The 11,556-nt window shown below is 70.9% G+C and carries 9 protein-coding genes and 1 rRNA gene; 5 read left to right on the top strand and 5 right to left on the bottom strand.

Going from position 1 to position 11,556, the window contains the following annotated elements; translation table 11 throughout:
* A 16S ribosomal RNA gene (locus tag ACFYYF_RS22735) occupies positions 1 to 285 on the bottom strand; the annotation flags it as partial.
* Between the two features lie 664 nt (positions 286 to 949).
* Here ACFYYF_RS22735 and ACFYYF_RS22730 point away from each other — a divergent pair.
* Together ACFYYF_RS22730 and ptsP are read left to right on the top strand one after the other, a co-directional pair.
* Positions 950 to 1,399 carry a PTS glucose transporter subunit IIA gene (locus ACFYYF_RS22730; protein WP_365491780.1) on the top strand — a complete coding sequence of 150 codons (450 nt, stop codon included), beginning with the start codon at positions 950 to 952 and terminating at the stop codon, positions 1,397 to 1,399.
* Positions 1,400 to 1,476: 77 nt separating this feature from the next.
* Positions 1,477 to 3,147, top strand: coding sequence for a phosphoenolpyruvate--protein phosphotransferase (ptsP, locus tag ACFYYF_RS22725; RefSeq protein WP_388778395.1), 1,671 nt, complete (start codon positions 1,477 to 1,479; stop codon positions 3,145 to 3,147).
* Positions 3,148 to 3,226: 79 nt separating this feature from the next.
* Here the strand turns inward: ptsP and ACFYYF_RS22720 are convergent, their stop codons facing one another.
* The 3 genes from ACFYYF_RS22720 to ACFYYF_RS22710 all read right to left on the bottom strand — a co-directional run bounded on the left by ACFYYF_RS22720 (position 3,227) and on the right by ACFYYF_RS22710 (position 6,496).
* The gene (locus ACFYYF_RS22720; protein ID WP_361688345.1) at positions 3,227 to 4,120 is read right to left on the bottom strand and encodes a hypothetical protein; all 894 of its coding nucleotides are present in this window, start codon (positions 4,118 to 4,120) and stop codon (positions 3,227 to 3,229) included.
* 22 nt (positions 4,121 to 4,142) lie between these two features.
* Positions 4,143 to 4,397: a hypothetical protein gene (locus ACFYYF_RS22715; RefSeq protein WP_388778393.1), complete on the bottom strand. Its 255-nt coding sequence runs from the start codon at positions 4,395 to 4,397 to the stop codon at positions 4,143 to 4,145.
* 131 nt (positions 4,398 to 4,528) lie between these two features.
* The gene (locus tag ACFYYF_RS22710) at positions 4,529 to 6,496 is read right to left on the bottom strand and encodes an acetoacetate--CoA ligase (protein WP_388778390.1); all 1,968 of its coding nucleotides are present in this window, start codon (positions 6,494 to 6,496) and stop codon (positions 4,529 to 4,531) included.
* A gap of 212 nt (positions 6,497 to 6,708) precedes the next feature.
* Between ACFYYF_RS22710 and ACFYYF_RS22705 the strand changes: the two genes are divergently transcribed.
* Positions 6,709 to 9,084, top strand: a complete 2,376-nt coding sequence (locus ACFYYF_RS22705) for a TIM-barrel domain-containing protein (protein ID WP_388778386.1) — start codon at positions 6,709 to 6,711, stop codon at positions 9,082 to 9,084.
* 3 nt (positions 9,085 to 9,087) lie between these two features.
* On the opposite strand, the gene ACFYYF_RS22700 is transcribed toward ACFYYF_RS22705, so the two are convergent.
* Positions 9,088 to 9,624, bottom strand: coding sequence for an NUDIX domain-containing protein (locus ACFYYF_RS22700; protein WP_388778384.1), 537 nt, complete (start codon positions 9,622 to 9,624; stop codon positions 9,088 to 9,090).
* Between the two features lie 172 nt (positions 9,625 to 9,796).
* On the opposite strand from ACFYYF_RS22700, the gene ACFYYF_RS22695 reads away from it, so the two are divergent.
* Together ACFYYF_RS22695 and ACFYYF_RS22690 are read left to right on the top strand one after the other, a co-directional pair.
* Positions 9,797 to 10,243: a Zn-ribbon domain-containing OB-fold protein gene (locus tag ACFYYF_RS22695; RefSeq protein ID WP_388778380.1), complete on the top strand. Its 447-nt coding sequence runs from the start codon at positions 9,797 to 9,799 to the stop codon at positions 10,241 to 10,243.
* Positions 10,244 to 10,271: 28 nt separating this feature from the next.
* On the top strand, positions 10,272 to 11,462 hold the full coding sequence (locus tag ACFYYF_RS22690; protein ID WP_388778377.1) for a lipid-transfer protein: 1,191 nt from the start codon (positions 10,272 to 10,274) through the stop codon (positions 11,460 to 11,462).
* Positions 11,463 to 11,556: the final 94 nt, after the last annotated feature.

Genomic DNA, 11,556 nt, shown 5'->3' with positions numbered 1-11,556 from the left:
CCGGCTACCCGTCGTCGCCTTGGTGAGCCACTACCTCACCAACAAGCTGATAGGCCGCGGGCTCATCCTTCACCGCCGGAGCTTTTAACCCCCACAGATGCCTGTAGGAGTGTTATCCGGTATTAGACCCCGTTTCCAGGGCTTGTCCCAGAGTGAAGGGCAGATTGCCCACGTGTTACTCACCCGTTCGCCACTAATCCACCCCGAAGGGCTTCATCGTTCGACTTGCATGTGTTAAGCACGCCGCCAGCGTTCGTCCTGAGCCAGGATCAAACTCTCCGTGAATGTTTTCCCGTAATCGGGACGACACCACGAGAGCGGAACAACCGGTCGGAATAGGACCGGTCGTTCACAGCGTCCTCGCTGTGCGCCTACCCCAAGGGGCAGGACTTTTTCAAAGGAACCTCGTCCCAGCCGATCGGCCGGAGACGGGGTATCAACATATCTGGCGTTGATTTTTGGCACGCTGTTGAGTTCTCAAGGAACGGACGCTTCCTTTGTACTCACCCTCTCGGGCTTTCCTCCGGGCGCTTCCCTTCGGTCTTGCGTTTCCGACTCTATCAGACCGTTTCCGTATCCGATTTCCTCGGTGCTTTCCAGGTTTCCGCTTTCGCGTTTCCCTTTCCGGCGAGTCCGAACTCTATCAGTCCTTTTCCGTCTCGTTGACCACCGTCCCGCAGACATGCGGAGAGGACCCCGAGATAGGATCTGACAAGTTGGGTGCTGCCGGGCAACGACGCCTTGGTCACGCCGCTCATCCTCAAGCAGGAGTACGACTCTACATGGGGTGCGGGAGCGGGCGCAAATCGTTTGCCCTGTCCTCTACGGCGCCAACCGGGATCTCTCGCGCGGAACCGGCACTTCATATGACATACCCTGCTCAACAGTGCGCTGTCCGGGACTGGCAGTGACGGCCCGTATAGATCTCCACCCCCCTCGGAGGCTTCCCATGACCACCGTGACGTCCCCTCTTGCAGGACGCGCCATCGGACTCGCCGCGGTACCGGACCCCGTGTTCTCCGGAGCGATGGTCGGCCCCGGTACGGCGATCGATCCCGTGCGCGAGCCCTCCGAGGCTGTCGCCCCCGTGGACGGAGTGATCGTCTCCCTTCACCCGCACGCGTTCGTCGTCGTCGACGGTGAGGGCCACGGCGTGCTCACGCACCTCGGCATCGACACCGTGCAGCTCAACGGCGAGGGCTTCGAGTTGCTCGTCAACAAGGGCGACACCGTGACGCGCGGCCAGGCTGTCGTGCGCTGGAACCCCGCCGCCGTCGAGGCGGCCGGCAAGTCCCCGGTCTGCCCGGTCGTGGCCCTCGAAGCCACGGCGGACTCCCTCTCGGAGGTCCGTGAGGACGGCGACGTGAAGGCGGGCGACGCCCTCTTCGGCTGGCAGTGACACCGACGCCGGTCTGGACGGCGCGTTCGACAACGATCACGGCGGCGGTAGCGCCGCACTATGCGGAGACGGGTGAGATGGAGACAACGCTGCGAGGCGTCGGCGTGAGCCACGGAGTGGCCATCGGCGAGGTTCGGCACATGGGAACGGCGGTCCTCGAACCGCCGGCCAAGCAGATTCCCCCGGAGGACGCGGCACGCGAGCAGGCACGCGCCCGCAAGGCCGTGGAGGACGTGGCGGCCGACCTCATCGCGCGCGGCAATCTGGCCGGGGGCGAGGCCCAGGCGGTGCTGGAGGCCCAGGCCATGATGGCCCAGGACCCCGAGCTGACCGCTGACGTGAACCGGCGGATCGCCGTCGGCAGCACGGCCGAGCGCGCGGTCTACGACGCGCTCGCCGCGTACCGGGCGCTGCTGGCCGGTGCCGGTGAGTACCTCGCCGGACGCGTGGCCGACCTGGACGACGTGCGGAACCGTATCGTCGCCCGGCTGCTGGGCGTACCCATGCCGGGCGTCCCGGACAGCGACGAGCCGTACGTGCTCATCGCGCGTGACCTGGCGCCCGCCGACACGGCTCTGCTGGACCCGACCCTGGTGCTCGGTTTCGTCACCGAGGAGGGCGGGCCGACCAGCCACAGCGCGATCCTGGCGCGGGCCCTGGGCGTACCTGCCGTCGTGGCGCTCCCCGGGGCGGGTGAGCTCGCCGAGGGCACGGTGATCGCCGTGGACGGCAGCACGGGCGAGATCTTCGTGGAGCCGAGTGCGGAGAAGAAGGAGCAGATGGAGGCCGCGGCGGCCGAGCGCAGGGCGGCGCTCTCCGCGTCGACGGGCCCGGGTGCCACCTCCGACGGGCACAAGGTGCCGCTGCTGGCCAACGTCGGCGGACCGGCGGACGTGCCGGCGGCCGTGGAGGCGGGTGCGGAGGGCGTCGGTCTGTTCCGTACCGAGTTCCTCTTCCTCGACGACAGCAAGAAGGCGCCGTCCGAGGAGAAGCAGGTCGAGGCCTACCGTCAGGTGCTCGAAGCCTTCCCCGAGGGCCGTGTCGTGGTGCGTGTGCTGGACGCGGGCGCGGACAAGCCGCTGGACTTCCTGACGCCGGCCGACGAGCCGAACCCGGCACTGGGCGTGCGGGGTCTGCGTTCGCTGCTCGACCACCCGGACGTGCTGCGTACTCAGCTCACCGCGCTGGCGAAGGCCGCGGAGGGGCTGCCGGTCTATCTCGAGGTGATGGCTCCGATGGTCGCGGACCGTACGGACGCCAAGGCGTTCGCGGACGCGTGCCGTGAGGCCGGGCTGCGGGCGAAGTTCGGCGCGATGGTGGAGATCCCGTCGGCCGCGCTGCGGGCGCGGTCGATTCTGCAGGAGGTCGAGTTCCTGTCCCTGGGGACCAACGACCTCGCGCAGTACACGTTCGCCGCGGACCGGCAGGTGGGCGCGGTGTCCCGGCTGCAGGACCCGTGGCAGCCCGCGCTGCTCGACCTGGTCGCGCTGTCCGCCGAGGCGGCGAAGGCCGAGGGCAAGAGCTGTGGTGTCTGCGGCGAGGCCGCGTCGGACCCGCTGCTGGCCTGTGTGCTGACGGGTCTGGGCGTCACCTCCTTGTCGATGGGTGCCGCGTCCATTCCTTATGTGCGGGCGACGCTGGCGAAGTACACGCTGGCCCAGTGCGAGCGGGCGGCCTCGGCCGCGCGTGCCGCGGACACGGCGGAAGAGGCGCGCACCGCGGCGCAGGCGGTGCTGTCGGGCGAGTAGCCGCACGGCCGCGTCGGCGGACGACGACTGTCGGTACGGAGGGGGCGCTCCATCTGCGGATGGGGCGCCCCTTTCGCGTTCAGTGCCTGTGGCCCGTCCCGTTCTCCTCGTCTCCGAGATCGGGCGGGACGCAGTAGTCGACGCCTGATTCCGGGGAGACCAGATCGCCTGAGTCGAGGTCGGTGCAATAGGCGTCGAACACCTCCCCCGCGGTGAGCGGCTCCAGGTGTTCGCCGCGAAGCCGCCATCCGTAGACCCGGTCGGTTGAGTCGGGTGCGGTGGTGCGCATGACGAGTCCGCAGGCGCTGCGGGTGGCGATGCCGAGTGCCAGGACCGTGGTGAATTCGAGGGCTTCGGATTCGTCGAGGCATGTGGCGCCCTCGGTGCGTCCCTCTGTCCGGAGGACGGCGACGAGCGTGTCCGGGACGGAGAAGACGCTGCATACGAGATGGAGGTCTCCGGGGCTCGCGGTGTCGACGATGCGGGCGAGGAGGTGGGCGGCGCGGATGAAGGAGGCGCGGCCGATGTCCTCGCCGCAGGTCGCGCAGGTGCCGACGCGGGCCAGGAGTGTGGTGGCGTACTCCCAGGTGGCGCGGCGGACCGCTTCGTCGACGAGGTCCGGGACCAGTTCGTCGAGGGGCTGTCCGTCGTAGGGGATGGTGGGGCCGGTCGCCGCCAGTTGGGCCGTGAAGCGGGTGCGGCTGACCGGGGTGTCGGGTTCCAGGCCGCTTTCGGCGCAGAATTCGGCGTACTCCTCGGGGTCGAAGAGTGCCACGGTCGTGTGGCTGCCTTGGGCGGCGAGGGTCTTGAGCAGGGCTTCGACCTGCTGGAGATAGCTCGTGTGGTCGTCGAAGGCGAAGGTGCGGTAGCGCCGCATCGCCCGGAAGTCCTCTTCGTCGGTCAGCAGGCCGATGGTGCCGGCGATTTCGCGGCGCAGGACGCGTCGCATGGTGTGGTGCTGGGTGTGCGCCATGTTTCCCCCTGTGCGCAGTCGATCATTGCTCACTCACAGTAACCGGCGGCACTGACAATGCCGGGCGGGTGAGCCGATCGCGCACGAGGCGGTGCTGGAACACGCAGGTCATGGCGGTGGTCGCGCCGAAGAGCGTCCATCCGAGGGGGCCGGCGGCGACGGCCGCTGTGACAGCGAGTGGCCCCAGGCTGCGCTGGACGGCCTGCGCGAGTCCGTGGACGCCGAGGTAGCTGCGTTCGTTCGGATGGTGGGTCGCGGCCGGTGCGCGCTTTCGCACCTCGGCCGCACCCGGCGTGCGCATCTCGGTCGCGGGGCTCACGCCCGACGACGCCGCGCGTCTGGCCTCCGACTTCGCCGCGGTGCTCGGCGAGTCGGAGGCCACCTACGGAGGCTGAAGCCCGGGGCCGATCAGCCGCGCTCGCGGGCCAGCTTCTCGTAGAAGCGCAGCAGTTCGACGTTGTCCACGGATCCGACGTTGACCGCCTTCTCCAGGGACGCTCCCTGGAGAAGGCGCTTGACGGGCACCTCGATGCGCTTGCCGGTCAGCGTGTGGGGCACTCCGGGTACTTCGATGACCTCGTCGGGAACGTGGCGCGGGGAGAGCTGTTCGCGGATGGTTCCCTTGATGCGGTTCAGGAGGTCCTCGTCCAGCACGGCTCCCGGCGCGAGATGGACGAACAGCGGCATCCAGTAGCCGCCGTCGGGCAGTTCGACACCGATGACGAGCGATTCCTTGATCTCGGGAAGGCGCTCGACGGCTTCGTAGATGTCGGCCGAACCCATGCGCACGCCCTGCCGGTTGAGCGTGGAGTCGGAGCGGCCGTGGATGACGACCGAACCCCGTGAGGTGACGGTGATCCAGTCGCCGTGGCGCCACACTCCGGGATACGTGTCGAAGTAGCTGTCGTGATAGCGGCTGCCGTCGGGGTCGTTCCAGAAGCGGATGGGCATCGACGGCATCGGGTTGGTGACGACGAGTTCGCCCACCTCGTCGGTGAGGGGCTTGCCGCTCGGGTCCCAGGACTGGAGGTCGGTGCCGAGACCGGCGGCCTGGAGTTCGCCGATGTACACCGGGAGCGTCGGCACCGCTCCGGCGAAGCAGGAGCACACGTCCGTGCCGCCGCTGACGGAGGCGATCCACAGGTCCTCGCGGACCTCGTCGTGCAGCCAGCGGAATCCGTCGGGCGGCAGCGGCGAGCCGGTCGTGGCGACGCAGCGGACCCGGCCGAGGTCGAAGTCGCGGGAGGGGTGGACGCCCGCCTTGCGGCAGGCCATCACGTACGCGGCGGAGGTGCCGAACAGGGTGGCTCCCGTGCGTTCGGCGACACCCCACTGGGCGCCCGTGTCCGGATACCCGGGGCTGCCGTCGTACAGCACGATCGTGGTGCCCGTGAGCAGGCCGGAGACGAGGAAGTTCCACATCATCCAGCCGGTGGAGGTGTACCAGAAGAAGCGGTCCTCGGGGCCGAGGTCGCAGTGCAGGCCGAGCTGCTTGAGATGCTCTACGAGGATGCCGCCCTGGGACTGGACGATGGCCTTGGGGAGGCCGGTCGTGCCGGAGGAGTAGAGCACCCACAGCGGATGGTCGAAGGGAACCGGCTCGAAGACGGGCTCCACGTCGGCGGACGTCAGCGCCGACCACTCCAGGGCGCCCTCGGGTGCCTCGGTTCCCAGCAGCGGGATGTGCACGACGGCGCGCAGGGTGGGCAGCTCACTGCGCAGTTCCGCGACCGTCTCGCGGCGGTCGTGCTCCTTGCCGCCGTAGCGGTAGCCGTCGACGGCGAACAGCACCACGGGTTCGACCTGCTGGAAGCGGTCGAGGACGCTGCGGGCGCCGAAGTCGGGGGCGCAGGACGTCCAGACCCCGCCCACCGCGGCCGTGGCGAGCAGGGCGACCACGGCCTGGGGGATGTTCGGGAGATAGCCGCTGACCCGGTCTCCCGGGCGTACGCCGAGGGTCCGCAGCTCGGCGGCGAGGGAGCCCACCTGACGGCGCAGGTCGGACCACGTCACGGGGACGGACTCATGGGTCTCGTCGACATAAAGGAGGGCCGGTTCGTCCGCGCGGGTCCGCGCGGCGCGCAGGGCATGCTCCGCGTAGTTGAGGGTCCCTCCGGGGAACCACTCGGCTCCGGGCATGGCGCGGTCGCCGAGCACGCGCGCGTAAGGGGTGGAGAACCGTACGTCGAACCACTCGGTGACGGCTTTCCAGAACGTCTCCAGCTCGTCGACCGACCAGCGGTGCAGGGCCGCGTAGCCTCCGTCGGCCGGCGCTCCGTGCCGTTCGGCCGCCCAGGCCTGGAACTTCGTGACCTGCGCCTGGGCGATGCCCTCGGCGCTGGGCTGCCAGAGCGGTGAGGGGTTCGTGGTGGACATGCGGCGGCTCCCGGGCTGTGCGCGTCGTGGGCGTCGGTCGCGCACGAGCGGGGGTGTGCGCGTCCGCGGCTGACACGGACGATGCCATGTGATCGACTTCTTTACCAGGGCACGCCCCACATAGTCGGCTACATGAAGATGTGGCGTCGCACCAGGTGAACGACAGTTGAACGGCTCACTCAACGGGCGCCGGTAGTGGCAGGGTGAGCAGCATGGACGGTCGTGACCTGGTGCGTTCGGTGAAAGCGGTCGGCTCGGGGGGTACCACTCAGGGGTTGCTCACAGTGCGAGCCGCGTGGCGCAGGCGGCGCGCCGACGCCACCGGGCTGCCCCGGCGGGGCGCGGAGCGGGCGCGGGTGCCGGGGCCGGTCCTCGGTGTGGAGCCGGGCCCCGGTGGCGGGGTCGTCCGCTTCTCGCGCTCGGAACTGCGGATCACGGTCACGGCGGGCGGGGCGGTCTTCTGGGGCTGGGACGCGGTCGCTCCGGAGCCGTCGTACGCGCTCGCGGGCCGTTCCCCGGAACCCGACCCGCGGGCCGTGCTGGAGCCGGACAAGGACGGAGGCTGGCGCGTGGTGGCCGAGCGGGTCACGGTCACGGTCTCCCGGCACGGCGCGATCCGGGTGCTCACGCCCGGCGGGGTGATCCTGCGCCGCGATCTGCCGCCCCGGTGGTGGGAACCCGTCGACGGCGGCGCCGCCCGCTGGATGCAGCGCTCCGAAGTGCCGGCCGACGCCCGCTTCTTCGGCCTGGGCGGCCGGGCGGCGGGGCTGCGCCTTCGTGAGGGGACGTACCGGCTGTGGAACACGGATCCGGGACAGGCCTTCGGGCCGGGCGACGATCCGCTGTACCTCACGATGCCGGTGCAGATGGTCGTCGCCGACGCGGGCACGCATCTCGTGTTCCACGACACGACGTGGGACGGCACCGTGATCCTGCGGGAGGGCAAGGAGGGCGCCGGCTCCGGGCACGACCGGGCCGGCTCGTCCGAGCTGCGCATGGACGGCGGGCCGCTGCGCTGCTGGGTGATGGTGGGCACTCCCGCGCGCGTGCTGCACTCCTGGGCGTCGCTGACCGGTGCCGCGGCGCTGCCGCCCGCATGGGCGCTGGGGCACCAGCACGCGCGGTGGGGTTTCGGCAGTGAGCAGGAGGTGCGCAGGATCGTCGCGGGCTACCAGGAGCGGGGCCTGCCGCTGGACGCCGTCCACCTGGACATCGACCACCACGACGCCCACCAGGTGTTCACCGTCGATCGCGACAGGTTCCCGAAGCTGCCTCAGCTCGCCGAGGAGCTGCGGCGCGACGGGATCCGGCTGGTGTCCATCATCGACCCGGCGGTCAAGGCGGAGCCGGGCAACGCCGTGTACGACAGCGGGCTCGCCGGGGACGCGTTCGTCCGGGACGCCTCGGGACAGCTCGTGCGGGGCGTCGTATGGCCCGGGGAGGCCGTCTTCCCGGACTTCACGGACGCGCGGGCGCGCGCGTGGTGGGGCAGGCTCTACGACGAGCGGCTCGCGCAGGGGTTCGCCGGTTTCTGGCACGACATGAACGAGCCGACGTCGTTCACCGCCTTCGGGGAGACGACGCTGCCGCGTTCGGCCCGGCACTCGCTGGAGGGACGCGGCGGTGACCACCGTGAGGCGCACAACGTGTACGCGCTGGGCATGGCCCGGGCCGCCTACGAGGGCCTGCGGGAACTCGCCCCCCAGGAGCGGCCGTTCCTGTTCTCGCGTTCGGGGTGGGCGGGACTGCAGCGCTACGCGGGGACGTGGTCCGGGGACGTGGCGACGGGCTGGCCGGGGCTGCGGGCCTCGTTGTCCCTGGTGCTGGGGCTCGGGCTGTGCGGGGTGCCCTACTCGGGGCCCGATGTGGGCGGCTTCGACGGCAGCCCGTCGCCCGAGCTCTATCTGCGGTGGTTCCAGCTCGGGGCTTACCTCCCGCTGTTCCGCACGCACGCGAGTCTGCGGGCCGGGCGCAGGGAGCCCTGGGAGTTCGGTGACCAGGTGCTGGAGCACGCGCGCGTGGCGCTCCTCGAACGGCGCCGGCTGCTCCCGTACTTCATGACGCTGGCGCACCTGGCGCGCCGCACGGGCGCTCCGTACGTCCGGCCCCTGTGGTGGGGCAGTCCCGAGGACCGGGCGCTGCGCGACCAGGAGGACGCCTTCCTGCTCGGCGACAGTCTCCTGGTGGCGCCGGTGCTGGAGCCGGGTGCGGTTGGGCGGACGGTGCAACTGCCGCGGGGACGCTGGTACGACACGGTCACCGAGAAGGCGTACGAGGGGCCGGCGCAGGTGGTGATCGAGGCCCCCCTGTCGCGGATTCCGGTGCTCGCGCGGGCCGGTGCCGTCGTACCCGTACGCGGTGCCGACGGCGGTCTGGAACTGGAGGCCTGGGCGCCCGCGCGGGGAAGCGGTGGGGTCGGGCTCGTCGTGCCGGACGCGGGTGACGGGTGGGAGGAGCCGGAGGCCGTACGCCACGTGTCCCGCTGGGAGGGGGACGAGGTGGTGGTGCGTCGCGCGGGCGGCGCCGGGGAGCTGAGCGAACCGTCGTACCCCGTATGGGTGCGGGGACTTCGCGAACCCCGTCCCTGAGTCTCAGATGTACCGCCCCTCGAACCAGGCACGGGCCGCCAGGGTGTGCAGGGGGAAGGCGAGTTCGGCCGACCGGCGCAGCAGATGCCAGCCTTCGGTCTCGTCGGTGGCGGCGGACCGCGGCAGTTCGACGGCGGGGCGTTCCGGCAGGAGCCCGAAGAGCAGCAGATGGCCCGCCGGTGAGCTCATCGCGTCGGCGAGCCGCACGTCCCTGCTCGCCGCGTCGATGCCCGTCTCCTCCTTGAGTTCGCGCACGACGGCCTGCCGCCAGTCCTCCCGGTGGTCGATGAATCCTCCGGGCAGGGCGACGCCTCCGCGCGCGGGGGCGATGGTCCGGGTGATGACGACCAGGGCGGCGCCCCGGTCGTCGTAGACGGGCTGCAGAGCCACCGCGACCGGCAGCGGGTTGCGGTAGGCGACCGTGCCGCAGGCGGCGCAGGTGCGGGGCCAGCCGGAGATGCCCTCCCCGTAGGGGGCGCCACAGCTCGAGCAGTGCGAATCGGGCGCGAAGTCGGCGGGTGGGTGCGGGTTTTCGGACACGCCGCGGACTGTAGTGCATCACCGAACGGACGTCTTCCGGTTGGGCGTGATGACACGGTCGGGGCCCACGGGGCGGCCGGGGTGCGTGGGGTCCGTACGGACGCCCTGCCCAATTCTCTCCTCCCGTGGCACACTTCTGACGTTCCGTCAGATCGAGCGCCGTGGAGGGACCGTGTCACGCACACGCACACCTGTCGTCGCCGGGTGGTTCACGGGGGAAGGTAGCGAGTTCCGTCTGCTCGGCACGCGGTGCTCGGCGTGCGCCGCGGTGTTCTTCCCCCGCGAGGACGGCTTCTGCCGCGATCCGGGATGCCCGGGCGGCGAGCTGGTGGAGGTGCCGTTGTCCCCCCGCGGGCGCGTCTGGTCGTACACGGACAGCCGCTACCGGCCTCCGTCACCCTATGTGACCGATCCGGAACTCTCGTGGGAACCCCGTGCGTTGATCGCTGTGGAACTGGAGTCCGAAGGCCTCGTGGTGCTCGGCCAGGCGGTTCCGGGGATCACCGTCTCCGACCTGGCGGTGGGCATGGAGGTGGAGGTCGTCCCCGGCGTGCTGCACGAGGACGAGGACACGACCTGGACGACATGGCACTGGCGACCGGCAGAGGTGACGCGATGACGGGCACGGGACGGACGGGGGTGACGGCGTGAGCGCCGATGTGGCGGTGCTGGGCGTGGGCATGCACCCGTGGGGCAAGTGGGGGCACCGGTTCGTCGAGTACGGGGTCGCCGCGGCGCGCGACGCGCTGTCCGACGCGGGGATCGGCTGGCGGGACGTCGACTCGGTCGTGGGCGCGTCCACCGTCCGCGGCGGCTATCCGGGGTACGTGGCGGGGGCGACGTTCGCGAAGGCCCTGGGGTGGCAGGGCGCACGCGTGACGAGTGTGTACGCGGCCTGCGCCTCCGGGGCGCAGGCACTGGGCACGGCACGGGCGCAGATCCTCGCCGGCCTCGCCGAGGTGGTCCTCGTGGTGGGCGCCGACGCGGCGCCCAAGGGGTTCTTCCGCCCCGCCGGCGGAGACCGGCCGGACGATCCGGACTGGCTGCGCTTCCGTGTCCTCGGGGCGACGAACCCGACGTACTTCGGGCTGTACGCGCGGCGCCGGATGGCCCTGTACGGCGACACTCCGGAGGATTTCGCCCAGGTGAAGGTGAAGAACGCGGCCCTGGGCGCGCTCAATCCCAACGCCCGCTACCGCGAGCGGGTCACCGTCGAGGAGGTCGCCGCGTCCGCGGTGGTCGCCGATCCGCTGCGACTGCTCGACATCTGCGCGACCTCGGACGGCGGCGCGGCCGTGGTGCTGGCGGGCATGGACTTCGCGCGCCGGCACGGAATCGCCGAGCCGGTGCGGATCCGCGCGGTGTCGACCGTGTCGCCGCGCTATCCGAACACCGTGCTGGACCTGCCGGACGTCGCCACGGACTCGGCGGCCGCCGTGGAACCCTCCTCCGAGACCTTCCGGGCGTCCATCGCCCGAGCGGCTTACGAGGAGGCGGGCATCGGCCCCGAGGATCTCTCGTTCGCGGAGGTCTACGACCTGTCGACCGCGCTCGAACTGCAGTGGTACGAGGACCTCGGGCTCTGCGGGGAGGGCGAGGGCGCCAAGCTCCTGCGGGAAGGCGCCACCGCGCTCGGCGGACACATACCGGTGAACGTCAGCGGCGGACTCGCCTCCTTCGGAGAGGCCGTTCCGGCGCAGGCCATAGCCCAGGTGTGCGAACTGACCTGGCAGCTGCGCGGGCGCGCGGGTGACCGGCAGGTCGCCGGGGCACGGGTGGGGATCACCGCGAACCAGGGGCTGTTCGGGCACGGCTCCTCGGTCGTGGCCGTTCGATGACTCCGAGGCGGGCCCCGCCCGAACCTCCTGGACACCTCCTGTGACGCCCCGGAATCCTGCGTGAACACCTCGTGAATCGCACACCGGCGTACGC

Source organism: Streptomyces sp. NPDC001914, from assembly GCF_042891215.1.
Taxonomy (GTDB): Bacteria; Actinomycetota; Actinomycetes; order Streptomycetales; family Streptomycetaceae; genus Streptomyces.
Note: the sequence above shows the minus strand (reverse complement) of the source record. Positions and strands in the feature narration are given on the sequence as shown.

What these genes read in the sequence shown, in the direction of transcription:
- ACFYYF_RS22730 (WP_365491780.1), top strand. Translation starts at nt 950, where the DNA reads ATGACCACCGTGACGTCCCCTCTTGCAGGACGCGCCATCGGACTCGCC.
- ptsP (WP_388778395.1), top strand. Translation starts at nt 1,477, where the DNA reads ATGGAGACAACGCTGCGAGGCGTCGGCGTGAGCCACGGAGTGGCCATC.
- ACFYYF_RS22720 (WP_361688345.1), bottom strand. Translation starts at nt 4,120, where the DNA reads ATGGCGCACACCCAGCACCACACCATGCGACGCGTCCTGCGCCGCGAA.
- ACFYYF_RS22710 (WP_388778390.1), bottom strand. Translation starts at nt 6,496, where the DNA reads ATGTCCACCACGAACCCCTCACCGCTCTGGCAGCCCAGCGCCGAGGGC.
- ACFYYF_RS22705 (WP_388778386.1), top strand. Translation starts at nt 6,709, where the DNA reads ATGGACGGTCGTGACCTGGTGCGTTCGGTGAAAGCGGTCGGCTCGGGG.